At 33.5% G+C, this 22383-nt stretch carries 18 protein-coding genes; 5 read left to right on the top strand and 13 right to left on the bottom strand.

Translation table 11 applies throughout. From position 1 onward, the window contains the following. Window positions 1-52 precede the first annotated feature (52 nt). Both QWY90_RS14250 and QWY90_RS14245 read right to left on the bottom strand, forming a co-directional pair. Window positions 53-2305 (bottom strand): LysM peptidoglycan-binding domain-containing protein, encoded by a 2253-nt coding sequence (locus tag QWY90_RS14250; protein WP_290286714.1) that lies wholly within the window; start codon window positions 2303-2305, stop codon window positions 53-55. A 97-nt stretch (window positions 2306-2402) separates the two neighbouring features. Next, the gene (locus QWY90_RS14245) at window positions 2403-3590 is read right to left on the bottom strand and encodes a phosphoglycerate kinase (protein ID WP_290286713.1); all 1188 of its coding nucleotides are present in this window, start codon (window positions 3588-3590) and stop codon (window positions 2403-2405) included. Between the two features lie 219 nt (window positions 3591-3809). Here QWY90_RS14245 and QWY90_RS14240 point away from each other — a divergent pair, with 219 nt between their 5' ends. Next, complete coding sequence (locus tag QWY90_RS14240) at window positions 3810-4958, top strand: DNA polymerase III subunit (protein WP_290286711.1); 1149 nt, start codon at window positions 3810-3812, stop codon at window positions 4956-4958. Between the two features lie 5 nt (window positions 4959-4963). Continuing rightward, the gene (locus QWY90_RS14235; RefSeq protein WP_290286709.1) at window positions 4964-5350 is read left to right on the top strand and encodes a DoxX family protein; all 387 of its coding nucleotides are present in this window, start codon (window positions 4964-4966) and stop codon (window positions 5348-5350) included. Between the two features lie 82 nt (window positions 5351-5432). On the opposite strand, the gene QWY90_RS14230 is transcribed toward QWY90_RS14235, so the two are convergent. From QWY90_RS14230 to QWY90_RS14205, 6 genes are all read right to left on the bottom strand, one after another. Next, complete coding sequence (locus QWY90_RS14230) at window positions 5433-7697, bottom strand: helix-turn-helix domain-containing protein (protein WP_290286707.1); 2265 nt, start codon at window positions 7695-7697, stop codon at window positions 5433-5435. A gap of 100 nt (window positions 7698-7797) precedes the next feature. Continuing rightward, window positions 7798-8373: an OmpH/Skp family outer membrane protein gene (locus QWY90_RS14225; protein ID WP_379691736.1), complete on the bottom strand. Its 576-nt coding sequence runs from the start codon at window positions 8371-8373 to the stop codon at window positions 7798-7800. Window positions 8374-8605: 232 nt separating this feature from the next. After that, window positions 8606-9451 (bottom strand): class I SAM-dependent methyltransferase, encoded by an 846-nt coding sequence (locus tag QWY90_RS14220; RefSeq protein WP_290286705.1) that lies wholly within the window; start codon window positions 9449-9451, stop codon window positions 8606-8608. A gap of 54 nt (window positions 9452-9505) precedes the next feature. Further along, entirely contained in the window at window positions 9506-11377 is a 1872-nt protein-coding gene (gene mnmG / locus QWY90_RS14215) for a tRNA uridine-5-carboxymethylaminomethyl(34) synthesis enzyme MnmG (protein ID WP_290286704.1), read from the bottom strand. A gap of 1 nt (window position 11378) precedes the next feature. Beyond that, on the bottom strand, window positions 11379-11801 hold the full coding sequence (gene ybeY, locus QWY90_RS14210; protein WP_290286702.1) for an rRNA maturation RNase YbeY: 423 nt from the start codon (window positions 11799-11801) through the stop codon (window positions 11379-11381). Then, complete coding sequence (locus tag QWY90_RS14205; RefSeq protein ID WP_290286701.1) at window positions 11794-15195, bottom strand: DUF4175 family protein; 3402 nt, start codon at window positions 15193-15195, stop codon at window positions 11794-11796. The genes ybeY and QWY90_RS14205 overlap by 8 nt, the downstream gene beginning before the upstream one ends. 133 nt (window positions 15196-15328) lie before the next feature. Here QWY90_RS14205 and QWY90_RS14200 point away from each other — a divergent pair, with 133 nt between their 5' ends. Next, on the top strand, window positions 15329-16360 hold the full coding sequence (locus QWY90_RS14200; protein ID WP_290286700.1) for an alkane 1-monooxygenase: 1032 nt from the start codon (window positions 15329-15331) through the stop codon (window positions 16358-16360). A gap of 63 nt (window positions 16361-16423) precedes the next feature. Further along, window positions 16424-17941 carry a glutamate--tRNA ligase gene (gltX, locus tag QWY90_RS14195; protein ID WP_290286699.1) on the top strand — a complete coding sequence of 506 codons (1518 nt, stop codon included), beginning with the start codon at window positions 16424-16426 and terminating at the stop codon, window positions 17939-17941. 430 nt (window positions 17942-18371) lie between these two features. Here gltX and QWY90_RS14190 read toward each other — a convergent pair whose 3' ends face one another. Continuing rightward, window positions 18372-19394, bottom strand: a complete 1023-nt coding sequence (locus QWY90_RS14190) for a hypothetical protein (protein ID WP_290286697.1) — start codon at window positions 19392-19394, stop codon at window positions 18372-18374. A gap of 74 nt (window positions 19395-19468) precedes the next feature. Next, window positions 19469-20095, bottom strand: a complete 627-nt coding sequence (locus QWY90_RS14185) for an outer membrane beta-barrel protein (RefSeq protein ID WP_290286695.1) — start codon at window positions 20093-20095, stop codon at window positions 19469-19471. A 77-nt stretch (window positions 20096-20172) separates the two neighbouring features. Between QWY90_RS14185 and QWY90_RS14180 the strand changes: the two genes are divergently transcribed. Then, window positions 20173-21159: an SPFH domain-containing protein gene (locus tag QWY90_RS14180; protein WP_290286693.1), complete on the top strand. Its 987-nt coding sequence runs from the start codon at window positions 20173-20175 to the stop codon at window positions 21157-21159. Window positions 21160-21187: 28 nt separating this feature from the next. Here the strand turns inward: QWY90_RS14180 and QWY90_RS14175 are convergent, their stop codons facing one another. The 3 genes from QWY90_RS14175 to QWY90_RS14165 are packed head-to-tail and all read right to left on the bottom strand — an operon-like array spanning window position 21188 to window position 22125. Then, window positions 21188-21442: a DUF6327 family protein gene (locus QWY90_RS14175; protein ID WP_290286692.1), complete on the bottom strand. Its 255-nt coding sequence runs from the start codon at window positions 21440-21442 to the stop codon at window positions 21188-21190. A gap of 3 nt (window positions 21443-21445) precedes the next feature. Further along, window positions 21446-21796 carry a competence protein gene (locus QWY90_RS14170; protein ID WP_290286690.1) on the bottom strand — a complete coding sequence of 117 codons (351 nt, stop codon included), beginning with the start codon at window positions 21794-21796 and terminating at the stop codon, window positions 21446-21448. Then, the gene (locus tag QWY90_RS14165) at window positions 21796-22125 is read right to left on the bottom strand and encodes a YtxH domain-containing protein (protein WP_290286687.1); all 330 of its coding nucleotides are present in this window, start codon (window positions 22123-22125) and stop codon (window positions 21796-21798) included. Before QWY90_RS14165 ends, QWY90_RS14170 begins: the two co-directional genes overlap by 1 nt. Window positions 22126-22383 lie beyond the last annotated feature (258 nt).

Below are 22383 nucleotides of genomic sequence, written 5' to 3'. Positions count from 1 at the left end.
GGGTTTTATTCATAACTGAAATAAAACCCAAATTTATAGAAGATTTTCGGATTTAACCGTTAATTTTTAATTTCATACCAGCTTTTAAACTTTCATTTTTAATTCCGTTCCATTTTTTTAAATCGGAAATCGAAACGCCCGGATATTTTTTGGCAATGCTAAATAATGAATCGCCTTTTTTAACATAGTATAATTTTACTTCATCTCTGTCGTTAACCGCTATATTTTCCTTTTTCGATGTTACGTTTTTGTTTTCAGAAGAAACTATATATCTTTTACCAACAATTAATTTTGCGCCAAGTTGAACATTGTTGTCATCCATCTTGTTCCAGTCTTTAATGTCAGCTATTGAAACATCAAATTTTCGTGCAATGCTTCCTAAACTTTCACCTCTGTCAACAATGTGTTCAGTAATTTTAACTTCGGTTTTGTATGCTGTTTCTTTTACTGGTTCTGAATCATTATTAACTAATGCTAATTTTGAACCTTGCTCAACATTTAAGTCGTCTAGATTATTCCATTTTTTTAAATCTTCTAAACTAACATTGAATTTTTTGGCAATACTGAATAAGTTATCGCCTCTTTGAACTTCATAAAAGTCACTTGGTTTATCATTATCGTTTGAAGCAACTGCAGTTTCAATAGTGTTTTTGTCTGCTTTTACTTCTTTTCTAACCGTAGTTACAACTCTTTCGTTTTTGATGATTTTCAAACTTTTACCAGGAACAATATTACTTCCTTTTAAGTGATTCCATTTTTTAACTTCGGCTACAGTAACTCCATATTTATCTGAGATTTCACCAAGATTATCACCTCTTTTTACTTTGTGCATTTTCACTACATCTTTATACGAAACCACTTTTTCTTCTTTAAATATTTTAGCCGTGTTCGATGCTAAAGCTGTAGTTTCTTTTACAGAAATTGTATCTGGTTTGGTGATTTTTTTATCGTGCGAGGCCACTGCTTCTTGGGTATAAATTTTTAATCTTCTTCCCATTGGTGCTTTATTACCTCTCAAATGATTCCACTTTTTAAGTTCTGACATTGTGATTCCGTATCTGTCCGAAATCTCGCTTAAACTATCGCCTCGTCTAACTTTATGAAATTTAACTCTTGAAATTGTTCCGTCATTATCTGAGTCGTTAGAATTTCTAGAAGCAACCATACTTTCATAAGGTCTTTCTCTTTTGTTTGATTCATATTTAACAAAAGCATAAATCTTATCTTCATTGGAAGTAAAAACAGCAACTTTATTAACTGGTAATCTCAAATAATGATTTTCGCCAGTGATATATGGAACTTCTTCTCTTTTGTAGGATGGATTTAAAAACTGTAATTCAGCAACAGGAACATCTAACAAATCTGAAATTTGCTTGAATGTCATTGCGTTTTTAATCATTACAGTATCTGTAGCAAAATGGTTGGCAACCGCTCTGTCTGGCTTTATTCCGTGTTCTTTGTGATATTCGAAAATATACATCGTAGCTAAGAAAGCAGGTAAATATCCTTGCGTTTCTTTTGGCAAATATTTTCGAATGTTCCAATAGTTTTGTTGTCCGCCTGAACGTCTGATTGCTTTTGCAACGTTTCCTGGTCCAGAATTGTATGAGGCAAGAACCAAATCCCAATCACCAAAAATAGCATACATGTTTTTCATGTATTGAGTTGCAGCATTACTAGCTTTTATAGGATCGCTTCTGTCATCAACATAAGAATTGATATTTAAATCATATTGTTTTCCGGTTTGATACATAAACTGCCACAAACCAGTTGCACCAACTCTTGAGACTGCTCTTGGATTTAAAGCTGATTCTACAACCGCTAAATATTTTATTTCTAGAGGAATATTTTGTGCCGATAATGATTCTTCAAACTGTGGGAAGTAAAATTGGGAAAGACCCATTAATCTTTCGAAGGCTCTTTTTCTGTTCTTTAAAAATGATTTGATGACATTTTCTAAACCAACATTGTATTCGATATTGAAAGGAGATTTCTCATCCATTTTCTTCAATCTTTCTTTCAAAAGTTCTGTTGGTAATTCATAATCAACTTTTTCATCAACATTAATGTTTTTGATATCGGTTGTTAAGTCATCGTATAAATCCAGACTTACCATTTCTTTCATCCACAAACTATCGATGCATGATGCAACTTGATCGTGAACAAAAGTAGCTTTGATTGAATCTAAAACTTCTCGCCTAGTTAGAGGTTCTTTTTTTACTGATGTAGCAACGATAGTATCTTGGGCAAAAATTGCTGAAGATGCTATCAATAATGCTAATGAGGTTACTTTTTTTATAGTCATAACTTTATTTTATAAAGTGGTATATTTCAAATCTGTAGGTTATTAATTCTTAATTAATAACGTCTATTATTATTATTTATTGTGCTGTTTTAAAACTTTAACTTAAAATGGCAGCAATTCCCGGTAATACTCTTCCTTCCAGCATTTCTAACATGGCTCCACCGCCTGTTGATACGTAACTCATTTTGTCTTCCAATCCGAATTGTTTTACTGCTGCAACTGAATCTCCGCCGCCTACAAGTGAAAAGGCTCCGTTTGCTGTTGATTCGGCAATATAATTTCCTAGTTCAATTGTTCCGTTGGCAAAATTTTCCATTTCAAAAACACCTAGAGGTCCATTCCAAAGAATTGTTTTTGACTTCATAATTACTTCTCTGAAATTAGCCAATGATTTTGGTCCAGCGTCTAAACCTTGCCATCCATCAGGAATTTCTCGAACATCAACTATTTGTGTGTTGGCATCATTTGAAAATGAATCTGCCGCAACAACATCAACTGGAATGTGTATGTGAACGTTTTTTTGTTTGGCTAAATGTAAAATCTCTAAAGCCAATTCTTGTTTATCATCTTCACAAATAGAATCGCCTATTTTGCCGCCTAAGGCTTTTATAAAAGTGAATGTCATTCCGCCACCAATGATCATATGATCCACTTTATCTAAAATATTTTCGATAACTGTAATTTTTGAAGATACTTTTGAACCTCCAAGAACGGCTGTTACGGGTTTCACCGAATTATTTAAAACACGATTTAAACTTTCTATTTCTTTGGCCAAAAGCAATCCAAAACATTTATGACTTGGAAAAAATTTAGCAATTATTGTTGTCGAAGCGTGTGCTCTGTGTGCTGTTCCGAAAGCATCATTCACATAAATATCACCTAATGAAGCTAATTCCTTTGCGAAATTTTCATCTCCAGCTTCTTCTTCAGCATAAAAACGAAGGTTTTCTAACAATAAAACCTCACCTGGTTTCAAATTTTTAGCGGCATTTGTCGCTATTTCTCCTCTACAATCAGAAGCAAATTGAACATTTAGTCCTAAAACTTCTGAAACTTTTGCTACAATATGTCGTAACGAATAGTTGTCTTCTTTTGCTTTTGGTCTTCCTAAATGTGACATCAATATTACGCTTCCACCATCGGCCAGAATCTTATCTATAGTTGGCTTTGCGGCTTCAATTCGGTTGGCATCAGTAACGTTGAAATTCTCGTCTAGAGGCACGTTGAAATCAACTCTAATTATGGCTTTTTTGGCGTTGAAATTAAAATCTTGAAGCGTTTTCATTTAGTAAATTAATAGGTTAGAATACTTGCAAATATAACAAAATTTAGTTTCACCGATGTTTTTTGTGCTTTTATCGATGTTTTTTAAGGAAATTTTAAGGGATAAAATCTTTGTTTTCAAATAAATAGCAATTTGTTCCCTACTTTTTTATTACTGTATTAGGTTTGAATATCACAGGATGATTTACTAATAGCAAAATATTTCTTCTATATTTGCTTTATGCAGTTTTCAGATATTCTTGGTCAGGATTACATAAAAAATCATCTCGTAAAAAGTGCGCTGTCGGGAAGAATTCCGCACGCTCAGTTGTTTGTTGGCCCAGAAGGTTGTGGTACTTTGGCCATGGCTATTGCTTATGCTCAATTTGTTTTATGCAATAATCAAGGGCGAGAAAATAGCGGTGGAAATGAAAGTTGTAATCTAAAATTTCAATCGTTATCACATCCTGATTTGCATTTTGTCTATCCAAATGTGACTAATGAAGATATAAAAACTAAACCAAAAAGTGCTGACTTTATTTTGGATTGGCGAGAGTTTGTTTCGAAAAATCCTTATGGTAGTTTATTTGATTGGTACAAACATTTAGGTGTTCAGAACAAGCAAGGTGAAATTCGGGTAGAAGATGCCTCGGATATTCTGAAGGCTTTGGCGTTAAAGTCATATGAAGGCGGATATAAAATTATGATTGTTTGGATGGCAGACAAAATGAATATTGCTGCCTCTAATAAATTATTAAAATTGTTGGAAGAACCGCCTGAAAAAACATTGTTTTTGCTGATTTCTGAAAATGAAGAAGATATTATTCAAACGATTAGGTCACGATGTCAAGTGTTACATTTTGGTGCTTTGCCTGAAGCCGAAATTTCAAAAGCATTAAAAGTCAATTATTTTTTAGATGATGCTTCGGCGTCTAAAGTGGCGCATCAGGCACAAGGAAATTATAATAAAGCACTTCATATTGTAAAAAATGATACTGAAGATTTCCCTTTTGAAAAGTGGTTTGTGGCCTGGGTTCGTGCTGCCTTTAGTGCCAAAAAGAATGCTTCAGCTATCCAGGATTTAATTTCATGGAGCGAAGAAATTGCAGGTTTGGGTCGTGAAGGGCAAAAGCAGTTTTTGAATTATTGTATTGTGATGTTCCGTCAGGCTTTGTTGCACAATTATGAAACCAAAAGTTTAGTTTATGTAGAGCCAAAAGTGGAAAACTTTACTATCGAAAAATTTGCTCCATTTGTAAATGGAAATAATATTAATGCCATTTTTAGTGAACTTTCGGATGCGATTTATCATATTGAACGCAACGGAAATGCCAAAATTATATTAACTGATTTGTCTATAAAACTAACTCGATTAATCCATAAAAATTAACCAACATGACTAACACAGCTTCGATACTTGTTTTGCTTTTTCTTGCGGTAACTTTTGTACAATCTGCCTATGATAAAATTTTTGGTTGGCAGGGAAATATTGATTGGCTTAAAGGACATTTTGCCAACACTTCATTACTAAAAAATAATGTTCCACTTGCGTTAGGAGTTATTTTACTTCTTGAACTCATAACTGGTGTCTTAACATTAGTTGGCTGTGTCGAATTATTGATTAATGGCGGAAGAACATTTGGTTTTTATGGCGCTGTTTTTTCATGTATTACTTTGATTTTATTGCTTTTAGGTCAGCGTTTGGCTAAAGATTATGATGGAGCACGAACGATAGCTATTTATTTTGTTCCGGCGGTTTTGGCAGTTTTTTGGTTGAGTTAGTGGTGCCGGTTACTGATATATCATCCCTAGCGGGATTTTGTTGTTGATTTTGAGTTACCGATATGTAATTCCTAGAGGGATTTTATAGGCTTGCTTTGAACATTTTTAATTCATCCCATGTGAATTTATCTCCGTATTGTTCTTTCAAACCGTTTAGCGTTTCTTCTTTATAACCTTTGAAAGCTAAGGCTAATTCCTGAATTTTTTCTTCCGGTAAAACATCTGAAATTGAGATGGTTTCTGTTTCTATTAGTTTGGAAATATGAGTACCTATCGTTTGGGTTGTTAGCTTTCGCATTGCGGCAATTTCCTTGATAGAATTCTTTTCGAGCCACAATTCATAGGTTTCCTGAACTGTTGATTTTTTTTGAACTTTTTCTGTTTTTTTCTTTTTGGTATACCGTTCTAAATCGACTTCATCTTCAATTAGAGTTACGTTTAGATTTTTAAATTCTTCCCGAATAATTTCCAGTTTTCTGATTTTATAAAATTTAATTGCTTCTGAAGATAATTTTTCTTTAGAAATTGTTTCGCCTTTCACAACAGTTTCAATTAATAATTTGGCTTTCATTAATTGCAAAACCGCTTTGACTTGCAGTGTTTCCAAAACCACTAATTCATCATAAAATGCTTTGACTTTTTTAATCCGAATTACTTCTTCTAGTTTCCATAAGATTTCATAAACAAGATTATCCAAAGGTTTAAAAAAGTAAGAATGAGCAGCTTGAATTCTATCGAAAACATAATTAAAATCGACTTCGTCTTCCTTGAAAAGAGTATTCAATTGCGCTATGAATTTTCGGGATGGCTCCAAAAGGTTTTCAATTAATTCTGTTTGTTTTTTTGCCCATAAAGCATGTTTTGATTTAGCTGATAATTCTGAGTTTTCGTTATAACTGAACTGATGATTGCGCCATTCCTGGGCTAAATCTGTCCAATCGAAACTGGATTTCAAATAGTTAAGAATAAAATTTTTGGTTTCTAGCTTCAGTGCATTTTCTAAAAGCGCTTCTGTTGCTTTATTTTCGGCATAATGCATTACATCTTGGTCGCTTGAAATACCATTCATTTGCAACGGAGAAAGCAAAACTAAGCCATTTAAGGAGCGTAATCGGGAAAGAGCTACATAGGCTTGTCCGGGAAGAAAAACTTGCGAAACATCGAGTGCTGCTTTATCAAAAGTTAATCCTTGACTTTTGTGAACTGTAATTGCCCAAGCTAATTTTATTGGGTAATGCGTAAATGTACCAAGAACTTCCTCGGTGATTTCTTTGGTGTTTTCATCTACATAGTAACGGATGTTTTGCCATTCATAACGTTCGACTTCGATGGTTTTATTTTCGTCGGGAAAGTGAACCATAATTTCTTCATCAGATAGCGATTTGATACTTCCCATTTTACCATTGAAATAATTTTTATCAAAAGACAAATCATTTTTAATAAACATCACTTGTGCTCCGACTTTTAGTTCTAATTTTTCTTCTAATGGATATATTTTTTCCGGAAAATCGCCTACAATTAAAGTTTCATAAACTTTCGTTATTCCTTTTAAATCTTTTAATGATTGAGAATTTATAGCATCGGCTTTGACGTTGTGTGTTGTTAAAGTGATATAACCTTTGTTGGCTTTCAAATCAAAATTTGGTTGTACAAATTGATTTAGAATTCCAATATCACTTTGTGTAATCAGATTGTTTCTTAAATTATTCAAAACCGAAATGAACTGCTCATCTGTTTGGCGGAAAATCTTAGACAGCTCAATATACAAAGGTGGATTTTGTTGTATTACATGTGAATGAAAAAAGAATTTTCCTTTGTAATAGGACCTCAATGTCCGCCATTCTTCCTCTCGAATTATAGGTGGCAATTGCAATAAATCGCCAATAAAAAGCACTTGTACGCCACCAAAAGGAAGATTTTTTCTTCGTACAGATTGTAACATAAAGTCGATAGCGTCCATCAAATCGGAGCGTAACATACTGACTTCATCAATAATTAGCAGTTCCATATTTTGAATAACGGTTTTCTTCAATCCGCTCATTTTGAAATGTCTGCGCAATGTTGCTTTAGTTTCAAATTTAGAATTTTCTAAAAATTGAGGTGAAGAATTATCCGGTATAAATCCGCCGAAAGGCAACTGGAACATAGAGTGAATTGTAACACCGCCAGCGTTTAATGCTGCTATTCCGGTTGGAGCCACAACAACACAGTTTTTGTGTGTTGATTTGATGATTTCTTTAAGAAGTGTCGTTTTTCCTGTTCCCGCTTTTCCAGTAAGGAAAATGGACCGATTGGTTTGATTGATGAACTGCAAAACATAGTTTGCTTCGGCTGATAGTGATTCCATGGCGTGTAATTTAGAAAACAAATATAACATATTGTATTTCAACATACAACAAAAAAAAGCCTACAAATTGAGGCTTTTTTATCTTACAAAAATGATTGTGCTATTTTTTTACTTCTTTTGGCGCTTCTTCTTTTTTTCCTGCCGATTTATATTTATCATTAACCATTTTGATTATATCTTTTGTAATATCATAGCTGTCTTTTGCATATAATATTGATGGTGATGCATCTCCTGATCCGTAAATGTAGTCGTATCCTTTTTCTTTACCATATTCTTTAAGCATCTTTCTGTAGTTAACAACCAAAGAATCTATTTCGGCACCGCTCTCTTGTTGCAACTGTTGTAGCATTGCTTGTTGCGCATAGTTTAATTGTTGTTCTCTTTGGGTCAATTCAGCTCCTTTTTGTTGAGCCCAAGCTTGTCCATTTGTTTGCGCATTTTGCTTAAAGCTTGCTGCTTCAGATTTAAATCGAGCCACTTCAGCTTCTAACTGATTGCCCATTACTTTAGATTTATCTTTGTATTTAGCTCCGATATCTTTTGCCTCAGTTGATTCATCCATTAATTTTGAAGTATCAACATAAGCTGTCTTAAATTCTTTAGTTTCTGTTGTTGTTTTATTGCAAGAAATAATAGTCATTGTTAATGCAAAAAAGATAACTGTTTTTTTAATCATGATTTGATAAATTTAATTTCGGTTTCAAAAGTATAAAAATAAAATTCAAATAACTAAAGTTGAATTTCAGTGTTTTTAGAATATAAATTTTTGTTATTGTAAAAACGGTATTAATAATATATGGCTATTGATTTTGGCTTCAAATAAAGCTGTTTAAAAGCATTTCTCTGTTGGAACGGCTTAATTTATAACCTCCCTCTGTTAGTTCCAAACAAAAGCTTTAAAATGATTTTTACTGATTTTTTAACACATAAATATGTGAAGAATACTCTTTTGTTTGTTTGGCATTATGATTTGATTTCAATCCTACGAAAAAAGCTCTAATGAAATTCATTTTTCCAGTTTTATATTTTTCAGATAATAAGCTCACATAAAAACTGTCAAATTTCATTGGAAGAACTTCAATTAATTTCATTCCGTTTTCTGCGAACAATTTATCAATTGCTGTTTTGGAGAAATGCCAAATATGTCTAGGTACATCATAAGCTGCCCAAAATCTACCATAATAATTTGCATCAAATGATTTAAAATTTGGAACCGCTATCAAAATTGTGCCTGTTGGTTTTACTAATCTTTTTAATTCTAAAATATATTCTTCAAGATTTGGAACATGTTCTAAAACGTGCCACATCGTTATTACATCGAAAGAATGATCTTCTAAATCAGAAAGATTAGCTGCAAAATTTACTCCTTTGTTTAAAGCAATTGCTTTTGCTTTTGCGCTTGGTTCGACACCTGTTGTTTGCCAGCCATCTTTTTTTGCTACTACCAAAAAATCTCCAGTTCCTGCTCCAATGTCTAAAAGTTTACCTTTTTCAGATTGCGCATTGATTAATTTTACTTTGTTTTTAAGCGCAATATTTTTAATCAAATGGTACATTCTTTCAAAAAAAGAACGCTTCCCATCTGTATGAGAAATATAATCTTCGCTTTCGTAATAGCTTGGCAATTTCTCCAAAGATGGTTTTGGAAAGGTGATTAACAAATCATACTCTGGATTATGATGCAATTCGAAAATTTCTTTTGAAACGGAATAGTCTCTTACTTTTTGAAAAAAAATATTGTTTTGAAAACTCATAAAAAGGCTGTATTGATAGGGATTGGCAGACTTGGTTTCACGTGGAACGCAAAATTATCGGCCCATGTAAATTAATAAAACTGAAATGTCCGCTGGAGATACCCCGCTTATTCTTGATGCTTGTGAGATAGTTACAGGACGGATTTTGCTTAATTTTTGTTTGGCTTCAATCGACATTGATTTGATTTTGTTATAATCAAAATTTTCTGGAATTTTAATGTCTTCTAATCGGATTAGTTTTTCTGCATTGTTTCTTTCCTTTTCGATATAACCTGAATATTTAACTTGAATTTCTGCCTGTTCAATTATCTCTTTATCCAAATCATTTTCGGTAACATAATTTTTTACTTTATTAAATTTAAGGAAATCATCCAATTCAATTTGTGGCCTTGAAAACACTTTAAACATTTTATCAGACTGAATCATTGCTGAGCTTTCTTTTGCTTCCAATATAGGATTAGCTTCTTCTGGAGTAACACTTGTGTCTTTGAAAAAATTTACCATTTTTTCACTTTCATTAAACTTGTATTCCATTCTACGTAATCTTTTTTCAGACGCTAAACCAATTTCATATGACTTAGGTGTTAATCTAAAATCTGCATTATCCTGACGCAGGAGAGTTCTATATTCAGCACGAGAAGTAAACATTCTGTAAGGCTCCTCAGTTCCTTTAGTAATTAAATCATCAATAAGAACGCCTATATATGCTTCATCACGACGCAAAATCATTGGTTCTTGCTCTTTTACTTTTAAGGCTGCGTTAATTCCTGCCATCATTCCTTGAGATGCGGCTTCTTCGTAACCTGTGGTTCCGTTAATTTGTCCGGCAAAATACAAACCTTCCACTAATTTAGTTTCAAGCGTATGCTTTAACTGCGTTGGTGGGAAATAATCGTATTCTATAGCGTAACCTGGACGGAAAAACTTAACTTTCTCAAATCCTTCAACAGAACGCAACGCTTTAAATTGAATATCTTCTGGTAATGAAGTTGAAAAACCGTTAACGTATACCTCAACTGTGTTCCATCCTTCTGGCTCTACAAATAACTGGTGTCTTTCTTTGTCGGCAAAACGATTGATTTTATCTTCAATAGATGGGCAATATCTTGGACCAATACTTTTTATTCTTCCGTTAAACATTGGGGAGCGATCAAAACCTTCACGTAAAATATTATGTACTTCATTTGAAGTGTAGGTCATATGACATAACAGCTGTTTATCTAATGGTTTTGTTTCATCGGAATAAGAGAATTTATCTGGCACATCATCACCTGGTTCTTCTCTCATTTTTGAATAATCCAAAGAACGGCCATCAACCCTAGGTGGTGTTCCTGTTTTCATTCTTCCTGCTTCGAAACCAACTTTGACTAAGTCATCTGTAATTCCGAAAGCAGCACTTTCACCGGCTCTTCCTCCACCAAATTGTTTGTCTCCAATGTGAATTAAACCGTTGAGGAAAGTCCCATTAGTTAACACAACTGTTTTTGCTTTGATTTCAATTCCAAGGGATGTTACTATTCCCTCTATCTTATTGTTCTTTATTAAAAGTCCTTTGACCATTTCTTGATAGAAATCGACATTTGGAGTTTGTTCTAATCGCAATCGCCACTCTTCAGCAAAACGCATACGGTCTGACTGAACTCTTGGCGACCACATCGCTGGACCCTTTGATTTATTCAGCATCTTGAACTGGACTGCTGTATTATCTGAAATAATTCCGGAATAGCCGCCAAGTGCATCTATTTCTCGGACGATTTGACCTTTAGCAATTCCGCCCATCGCTGGATTACACGACATTTGTGCAATATTTTGTAGGCTCATAGTAACCAGCAACGTACTGCAACCTAAATTGGCTGCTGCTGCTGCTGCTTCACATCCGGCGTGACCGGCACCTACCACTATTACATCGTATTTTTCTAAAAACATTTTAGTTGTGTTTCACGTGGAACATCTTCATTTTTTCCTCTTCCTTTTGACGCATAAGTTTTTCGTCATCTTCACTCTTGTCTTTATATCCACAATAATGTAAAACTCCGTGAATCAAAACTCTTTTCAATTCATCATCAAAATCAACATTGAAATGAACAGCGTTTTCACGTACCCTTTCAATAGAAATGAAGACATCACCGTGTAGTTCATTTCCTATAGAATAATCGAAACTGATAATGTCTGTTAACGTGTCGTGGTCCAAATACTGCTGGTTAATTTCAACTAAATAGTCATCGTCGCAGAAGATATAGTTTATCTCTCCTTCTTTCTTCATTTCAGAGCTAATGACTTTGGAAATCCAGCCAGAATAAAGTTCTTCGTTTTCTAATTTGAAATCTATCTCGTAATTAAAACTAATCATTGGTTTTGAAATATTCTTGAACCTTTTGGTTAAAATTGGAGCGCAAAGGTAAGCTTTGTCTATTTAAAATTTCAATACTATTCAAATATTCTTGTAGACGTGTTGGCAAGGCAGTTGCCTGATTGTTAAATTCTTTCTTATTCGTTTCTGATTGTCGCTTCTTATCTTCACCTTGTTGTTGCACTGCTTTTTCTAATTTCAACAATTCATATTTGACATTTAAAATCTTTTGGAGGGTTTCATTATTAAAACCTTTATTCAATAATTGTTTCTCTATTTGTTTCATTTGATCCAATGCGTTTTGACCATTTCCTCCCACGCCTTGCTTTTTCAATTCTTTTTCCAAAGCTTCGCGTAACTGTTGCTGTTCTTTAAAGATTTCCATTATTTCTTTAGCATCGCCCTCGCCCTCTTGACCTTTTTCACCCCCTTTTTCATTTCCTTTTCCTTGCCCTTGACCATTTTCACCCTTTCCATCACTTCCTTTTCCGCTCCCTCCTTTTCCGCCTTGCTTCCCTTCTCCTGGTTTTTGTCCTTCTTGACCTTGTCCCTCTTTATCACCTTCCTGGCCTTCTCCGGGCTTGTCACCTTTCTTCATTCCTTTTTTCATCTTTTCACCTAAGCCTTCTTGCTTTTTTATAATGTCCGGCAACTGCATTCCCTGACCTTGTCCTTGCCCAGGTTTTGGTTTTCCTTGACCTGCCCCTGACATCTGCATTTGCATACCGTTTAAAATATCACTCAACATATCTGCAAGTTTATTTGAAGATGAAACAGCATATTGTTGGTGCGAATTTCCTTTTGGAACATTAGCTTCGGCTAGGGTTTCTATGGCTTTATCAACGTTGTATTGAACGTTGCCGATTTCTTTAGTAATGTCCTCAGCAATTTTTGGATTTCGCAAAGACATTGCAAACAAACTATCATCTACATGTTTAAATTGCTGCTTTAAATCTTGCTGTATTTTTAAATTTTTATTGAATGATGGTGCTCCTCGTTTTAAATTCTTAAACTGCTTCATCACCTCTTCCTGAGAAAATGAATAAGCCAAAAGATTGTCTAAAATCTGTCGTAACATAGCAACATCTTCCTCCACTTGTTCCATGTCGCCAGAGGCCATTTGTTCGGCCATTTTCTGACTCATTTGCTTCATTTTTTTTGAAGCGCTTTTTTGTTTTGGCTTGGCTTTAGTCTTTTGTTCTTTCTGTAATTGGTCTTTAGCCTCTTTTAAATCTTCGTCGATACTTTTCTCCTTGTCATCTGTTTTGGGAATGTCCATCGGAGCTTTTAACTCCTTGTTATCTTTCTGTAAATCTTTTAATTCTTCTTTGAGCTTGTCAAATTCTTTATTGATTTCATCTTGCTTATCTGCATTATTCTCCTCTGTTTTATCAGCCAACTTATCTTGTTTCTCGGCAAGTTTATCTAACTTTTCTGCAATTTGTTGTGCCTTTTTCTCAACATAATAACGCTTGGTAAGCTCGACTAATTGTTCTAGACTTTTGGTTTGGTTTTTACTTTCTTGTTGAAATTTCTCCATCTTTTCGAACAACTCTTCTTTGCTGATTTTGTCATTCAGTTTTTGAAGTTCGTCTAAAAGTTTTTTATTCTTTTCCAGTTCTTCTTTCGTTTTTTCCAATCTGTCTTCAAGCAACTCTTTCTTTTCATCCTTTTTCTCGGTTTTGAATTTATCCAGATTGTCTTTCATCTTCTCTGAAAACTCTTTCATCATTTCATCCTGTTGCTTTTGTTTTTGGATAAAATCATTTACTTTTTGCTGGTCCTTATATTCTAAATTATCTTTCTCTTTACCCATTTTTTGCAACTTGTCCATTTCAGATAATTGCTTATCCTGAGCTTTTAAGGACTTAGCTAATGAGTTAATATTATCATTTTGCTGTTGCATCATTTCATCCTGCTTTTCAGTTTCGGTTGCAATTCGATTACTAAAAACAGATGATTTTGTGCTTTTGTAATTATGAAAAGCATCGTTATCAAAAATCTCGAAATAGTATTCATACGAAACACCTTCGTCAACTGGAAGATTGCTTGGAAACGAAAACACGAACTGATCGTAAATATCTTTCTTAACAGCGATAGCAGCTTTTTTAGCAATGTTTGGAGTGTCTTTTGGATAATAGACAATTTGAAGCTTAGAAAGCCCGTAATCATCTGAAACCTGACCTAAAACAAAATTTTTATTAACCTTTAAACTGTCAGGAGCATTATTTACAGTGATGGATGGAAACTGATCTTTGATTACTGAAATCTGATAATTCAGTTTTTCGTAGTTCTGAACTTTATTATTGGATGTTAAAATTTGATAATCGACATTTTGAAGAATGTTTTTTGACAAAGAGAATATATTATCTGTCTTAGCAAAAGTATAACGCGCATTGTCGTTAATCCAATCTACTTTTTGTGTAGCTAAAGTATTTATTCTCCAGGTAACTTTCGTGCCTTCGGGAATTATGGCGTTACCAGTCCCTTTAATAACTTCCGATTTTTTATTTAGATAATTAGGGAAATTCAATACCATTTCAAAATTGGCAATTGATGGTACAGTTACCACTTTCAGTTCATAATCATGTGACGAAACATCATTGGCTTCAATGTGAAATTCTATATCTTCGGAAGGTTTTGGAATGACAAACTCAAATTCTCCGGCTTTATTACTTTCCATAAAATAACTCTCATCACCGATAAAAATCATAGCATTTTCGGGAACAACTTTACCAATGGTTTTAACTTTTAATAAGAAGTCCTTGTTCTGTTCGGTTTGCAGATTATTATTCAAAAGCTCAAATTCAAATGGTGCCGGAGGTAAAAACTGTTGCTTAAAATTTACCACACGATTCAAACTTTGAGAAATCAAATTACTGTTTCCAGAAAGATAAAAGAAGGCAAAAAACAATATTGGAATGATCGCCAAAGGCAAATATTTCTTATTATTTCCAAAGTTTATAGCGTTGCCAAAAGGAATGGGTTGTAAAGTATTTGCTTTTTGATCAATCGATGCTGCCAGCAATTCCGATTTGTTACTATCATAAGAAAGCTGTAAAAAGTTAGTCAGCTTATCTTCTATTTCACTAAAATGATTTCCAATAATAATTGAAGCTTCCTCGAAATCTATCCCTTTTTGAAGTTTGGATAATTTGAATAAAGGAAAACAAATAAATCTAAAAAACAGATAAAGCTCTACAAAAACAAAGGTGTAAAACAAGACCGTTCTCGCTGCCGGCTTGAGCCAAAGAAAGTATTCAACGAACAGGGTAAAAATGAAATACAACAAACCAATTCCAATAAAGAAAATAATTCCTTTCAACAATTCATTGGTGTAATACTTAGTAATAAAGCCCTCTAACTTTTTATATATGATCTTTGAATTATCCAATTTTTATAATTTCTTTTTATAACCGATAAATGTACAATTTTTGGCGAATACCCAAGCGTTAAAAAATTGCCAAAGAAAAAAGAATTGAATTCTATAAAATCTTTGCTAATTTTATATCAAAATCTTATTGATTATGAAATATTTATTGGCGTATTGTATTCCGTTAATTGCTTTTTTAGGTGTTTATTTTGGAGGTTTCTGGAGTTATGCCGGAGTAGTTTTTACGTTCGGAATCCTCCCATTATTAGAAATACTACTGCCAAAAAATGAAAAAAATTATACGGATGCTGAAATTGAAAGCAAACTAAAAAATCGCTTTTTTGACATCCTTTTATATCTAAATGTTTTCATTGTTTATGGCTTCTTGTTTTTTGTATTACAAAAAGTTACAACTACAACTTTATCAATTCCTGAAATCATAGGAACCGTTTTAAGCTTAGGCGTCGTTTTGGGTTCAAATGGAATAAATGTTGCGCACGAATTGGGTCATCGTGAAAAAGTAGGAGAACGAATTTTAGGAAAACTACTTTTAATTCCATCTCATTACACTCATTTTTTTATCGAACACAATCACGGACATCATTTACATGTCTCAACACCCGAAGATCCGTCAACGGCAAAATACAATCAGAGTCTTTATGCTTTCTGGATTCAAACTGTTTGCGGAACGTATCGAAAAGCGTGGCAAATTCAAAACAAACTCAATCAAATAGAAAACCGTTCTTTCTTTTCATTGAAGAATGATATGTTTTGGTTTACGATACTTCAACTAAGTTATCTGTTATTTATTTCTTATTTCTATGGAAGTATTGGTTTTGTTGTTGCATTATTAGCTGGTATTGTTGGTTTTCTTTTACTGGAAACTATAAATTATATTGAGCATTACGGTTTAAAAAGAAACCTTTTGCCTTCTGGCAGATACGAACGTGTAAGTGAAAAACATTCCTGGAATTCCAATCATATTTTAGGAAGAATTATGTTGTATGAATTAACCAGACATAGTGATCATCATTATAAATCTCAGAAGAAATATCAAATTTTAGAATATCACGATACTTCACCACAAATGCCTTTTGGCTATCCTACCAGTATGGTTTTATCTTTGGTTCCTCCACTTTGGTTTGCTGTTATGAATAAAAGAATTCCGTTAGAAATGAAATCCTAAAAACTTCTGACTTCTGACTTCTAATTCCGACTTCTGATTATCTTTGTCGAAAATTTACAAGAAATGTCAAAAGCTGTTAGAGTTCGTTTTGCGCCAAGTCCAACCGGACCATTGCATATTGGAGGTGTTAGAACTGCCTTATTTAATTACTTATTTGCCAAAAAACATAACGGTGTTTTCTATTTGAGAATAGAAGATACCGACCAAAATCGATTCGTTCCAGGAGCAGAACAGTATATTTTTGAAGCTTTAGATTGGTTGGGAATTGCACCAAGCGAAACTGTTGGAAAGAACGAAAAATTTGGACCTTACCGCCAATCGGAAAGAAAGGATTTGTACAAACAATACGCTGACCAATTGATAAATTCAGGTTGGGCTTACTATGCTTTTGATACTTCTGAAGCATTAGATTTTCATAGAAAACAACACGAAGAGCAAGGAAAGACATTTATATACAATTGGCATAACCGTGAAAAACTAGATACTTCTTTAGTTATTTCGGCAGCAGAAACTGAAAAAAGAATTGCATCAGGAGAAGCTTATGTGGTTCGTTTTAAAACGCCTGTTGATCAGACTTTGCATCTGCATGATATCATTAGAGGTGATATTAGTTTTGAAACTAATTTGTTAGACGATAAAGTTTTATTTAAATCTGACGGAATGCCAACCTATCATTTAGCGAATATTGTGGATGACCATTTAATGGAAACTTCACATGTAATTCGTGGTGAAGAATGGTTGCCATCGATGCCATTGCATAGTTTATTATACAAAGCCTTTGGTTGGGAAGCGCCCGAATTTGCTCATTTGCCATTGATTTTAAAACCTATCGGAAACGGAAAATTATCTAAGCGTGACGGCGATAAATTAGGGTTTCCTGTTTTCCCTTTAGAATGGAAAAGTGAAGAAGGCGTTTCTTCCGGTTACAGAGAAAACGGCTTTTTCCCAGAAGCAGTGATTAATTTCTTGGCTTTATTAGGATGGAATGACGGTACAGACCAAGAGTTATTCTCATTGGAAGAATTAGTTGAAAAGTTCGATTTAAACCGAGTTCATAAAGCCGGAGCCAAATTTGATCCCGATAAAAACAAATGGTTCAATCATCAGTATTTGCAAAAGCAAAGCGATGAAAGTTTGGCTGAATTATTCAAGAAAGATTTATTAAATAGAAGCACTTCGACTGCGCTCAGTGTGACAGACGTAAAATTAATAAGAATCGTTTCGTTGATTAAAGAACGTGCTAACTTCGTTTCCGAATTTTGGGAATTAAGTAATTTCTTTTTTGAAGCGCCAACGTCTTACGATGAAAAAGCAGCTAAAAACTGGAAAGAAGACACACCAAGAACGATGCAGGAATTAATTTCTGTATTAGAAAATATTTCTGATTTCACTTCAGCCACAATTGAAACAGATGTCAAAGATTGGATGACACAAAACGAAATTGGCATGGGGAAAGTAATGCAACCATTCCGTTTGAGTTTGGTTGGCGCCTTAAAAGGCCCACATCTTTTTGATATTGTTGAGTTGATTGGAAAAGAAGAAACCATTAAGCGATTGCAAACTGCTATCAGTACCTTATAAACCCAAATTCATTTTGTTTACTAGTTATTGAGTAATGCTTACTAGTTAGTTAAGCGAAACCATTCTCGATTTCATAATTCTAAAACCTATTCCAACAAAATCGGGATTAAAATTTCTGTATTTGAGTTTGAGTTGTTTTCAACTTAAACCAAAACCAATCCATTAAGAAAAGAACTTGAAATAGTTTGCGGAAAATGTGTAGCAATAAAATGTGTAGCAAAATAATACTGCTAAAATAAAGTTTGCTACAAAATGTTGACATCGTTTGCGCTAAAAGTGTCACAAAAAAAAGTGTCACAAAAAAAATTGTGACAAGAAAGTTTGTGACAAGAATTTTAAAATAGTTCGTTAATGGGTTACACAAGTATATAGTTGCCAACTTGTTTATAAAAGAAAAGCCCCGATTGATTCGGGGCTTTTTATTTCAAGACTACTGTTGTTTACACCAATAATAGGTTGTTGAACCACCCATTTTTTTATCTGCCACCAAGGTGATTTTAGTGTCGTAAGCAAAGCTTCCTTTTTTGCCTGTTTCACTTGCTATGGTAACTGTGTGTATATTAACATTATCATCACATTTCATAATACCGTCCTGATAGCTTATAATTTTATATTTTGTTTCAACATTTTTGGTAAAGAAAGTAAATGAATTATCCTTAATAGTTATAGTTCCTTTAAAGCTAAAATCTGTCGTTCTGCTTCCGCTACCCATGCCCATCGCTGTTGCTGTAGTACTAATTTTTTCGTAGTAATATTTTTGTTCAGAAATAGCAACTTCACCACTAAGTTGGGCAGAAGGACTCTCTTGTTGAGATGCATCACAATTACTAAATGTAGGTTTTTCAAAAAACGATACTATGCCAGCTTTAGCTGCATCCATCTGATCTAACATTTTCCCCATTAGTTTTGAATACTTTACATTTTCCTGTCTTTTAAAATTATCACCCGCAAGCCTATCCATTACATCTTTACAATCCGAAAAGTGTTTTCTTATTTTATCTTCTGCGTCTTTCCTTGTTTTAACATACTTCTCCTCTGGGTATGGATAGGTCTCAATTTTTTCAATCACCATATTATTAGCATCCAATATATAATAGATGAATTTGGTAATAGCTGTTGTTTTATTGTAACCTACTAACTTTTTGCCTTTTGATTGGGCAAGTGTAAAACAAAGCTGTTCATCTTTTTCATCTGCAATTTTCATTCGCTTCATATTATATTCGCCTAAAATGCCTGAATTGATATTCTTGAATTTTATCGATTCCTTATTATCATTATTTGGAGTTTTATATACTATCTTTTCATTACCAACCTGAATGTCAAAAAAGTTATCATCAACAATTATCTTTTCATTATCAATGGTTGTAATAAAGGATTTTTGCGAAAATGCGTTTGTTGATAGTAAAATAAGTATTATGCCCAAAAAAGTTCTTCTTAAAAGGAGGTGTTTCATAGTTTAGTGCTTTTGTGTTTTAAGATAAAATCCATCAAATATTTTATATTTGATGGATTTTTCGGGATTTTTTCTTAAAATAAGAAAACCACATTTCCACTAAGTACGGAAGCATGTCCGCTAAAACCTCCGTCGAGTTTTCCGAGCATATTATTTATTCCGTATTGATACGAAACATTTAATCTAACGTTTCGCACACCAGCAGTAATGCCAATAAGAGGATAAAAACTAACATTACTAATATTGGTTAAATCTTTCGCGGTGTATTCTTCGTCTCCTTTAATTACGTAATTTTCATCTGTTTTTTCCACAGCAAGCTTCCCGTTAATCTGAACCATCGGGCCAAACTCAACACTCAAATGATTTTCAATAAATTTATAACTTAACTGAAACGTTATGTTGGCACAAGGCAGTTTAAAATTGGTTTCTCTATCGCGTAATGTTGCGTTTAAAGTGGCTACTTTAAAGTTGTATTCACTAAACTGAAGACCCCATATAGCATCCCAATCGTCGTAGAAATTTCCTCTCATGGCAAGACCAACGTTCCAACCCGTTCCTGGTGTGGATTGAATATCTGAAGTATTTAAACTAAACTGATTTAGCCCTAAAGTTAGCGCAATCATATTGGAATCTCTGTAACCATACTGTGCAAATCCAATAGTTGTTGAAAACAACACAAAGAATAAAATTTTTTTAATCATGAATTCATAACTTTTAATTTGTAACAAACATACATTTTTTTCGTACAACAACTTTACTAACTTAAATATTTAAAATTATGCCATTTCTAATTATTATTTTATTTCTTGGTGTTGTCATTTTATTCTCTTCTTTTTTCACGGTAAAACAACAAACGGCTGTAGTTATCGAACGATTTGGAAAGTTTCTGAACATCCGAAATTCCGGGTTACAACTTAAACTTCCAATCATTGACCGTATTGCCGGTCGTGTGAATTTAAGAATTCAACAATTAGACGTTATCATCGAAACACAAACCAAAGACAATGTGTTTATCAAAATGAAAGTTTCTGTACAGTTTAAGGTAATTCCGGAACATGTATACGAAGCTTTTTACAAACTGGAATATCCTCATGATCAAATTACGGCTTATGTTTTTGACGTAGTTCGTGCCGAAGTACCAAAGTTAATTTTGGATGACGTTTTTGTTAGAAAAGATGATATTGCTGTTGCTGTAAAACGCGAATTAAATGAAGCCATGACAACCTATGGTTATGACATCATCAATACTTTGGTTACCGATATTGATCCGGATATTCAAGTGAAAAATGCGATGAATAGAATCAATGCTGCCGAAAGAGAAAAAACAGCTGCGATGTTCGAATCAGACGCACAACGAATCAGAATCGTTGCTAAAGCTAAAGCGGAAGCCGAAAGCAAAAAATTACAAGGTCAAGGTATTGCTGATCAACGTAGAGAAATTGCAAAAGGATTGGTAGAAAGTGTTGCTGTTTTAAACGAAGTTGGAATCAATTCACAAGAAGCATCGGCTTTGATTGTAATTACACAACACTACGACACGCTTCAGGCAATTGGTGCAGATACAAATTCTAATTTGATTTTATTACCAAATTCTCCTCAAGCTGCGAGTGATATGTTAAACAGTATGGTTACTAGTTTCACCGCATCCAACATTATTGGTGAAGAAATGAAGAGACAACCAAGAAAAGTTAAGAAAACTGGAAATCATACTTCATTAGATTATAATCCATCTGACACTTCAAATCCGGAAGAACCAGCAAAATAAAAGTATTTAGATTTAATAAAAAAGAGGCTTAATCGCCTCTTTTTCTGTTTTTATACCAATTGATTGCTATAGGAATCAATGTTTTTATTATTGATCCGGATAGACCGGAAAATGCATTTTCATAAACACTACCAAGTAAAGAAATTGCTTTTGAAGGCACTAAAGATTCTTTCGTTTTGTCAACACTTAACCGTATTTTTTGGTAATGAATTTCCCTTTCAATTTTTAGAATTTCTAAATCGTTTTCTATCTGAGCGTAAGATGAATATTTTTTGGTTTCCATAATTTATTCGTTAAAAAATATTTCCGAGAATTTTTCCAAAATTGGTCCTTCTACTATTTTATCTTTTACTAAAAATAAAAGCAAAGCCAACACCAAATAAATTCCGGCAACAATCAAAAAACCAAGTGGATAATTGCCTAATGAATTGCCCAAAGCTAAAGCTCCTGCAACTGATCCAAAAAATAAAACAACAAAGAGACAAAAAGCAATCAAGAAAAATTTGAGCGCCAAAGTCGTGGACTTCATAGCCACTCGGAAACCCCAAAGTTTGTAGTAAGCAAGGCTACTTTCTACATAGGCTTTAGCATTTTCCTGAATGTCTTCAACATTTTCTTTTAATTCTTCTAATGCCATTATTTCTGTAGTTTGGCGGTTTGTTTTTTAAGCTCAGCTAATTTCTCTTCCAAAAAAGAGATTGCATCTTCAGCTTCGTGACTCGAATGAGAAAGCAGATCTTCTACCGTTTCTTTTAATTCATCTTTAGTTTTTGAAAATTTCTTCATTGTTTCATTTTCAAGAGTATTCCATTTTGATAAGGAGTCATTTTTTAAATCATCAAAACCTCCTTTAATTTTTTCTCTGGTTTTTGAACCTTTATCCGGAGCAAATAAAATTCCTAAACCAACTCCAATTGCGGTACCGGCTAAAAGAGCCAAAATACCATTTCCGTTTTTAGTTGACATAATTTTAAAAATTTAATTTTATTAAAGTTACGAAAATTACACAATACTTCAAACTAAAAATACAGAAAACCAACAAAACCCATTTTAAAGCGGAATAATCAAAGTTCTCCAAGCGAATGACAGTGGGTGTGGTAAAAATAGAAAAGATGGCATAAAATCAATTTACGAAAGCCGTTTTTGATTGCTAAAAGTTATTTTTTTTGAAATTATTATAAGTTTTATAAATAATAAGAAAGCCCACTAATAAGTGAGCTTTTC

The sequence above is a fragment of the Flavobacterium paronense genome (genome assembly GCF_030409795.1).
In the GTDB taxonomy this organism is placed as follows: domain Bacteria; phylum Bacteroidota; class Bacteroidia; order Flavobacteriales; family Flavobacteriaceae; genus Flavobacterium; species Flavobacterium paronense.
This window is presented reverse-complemented; position numbering and strand designations above follow the sequence as displayed.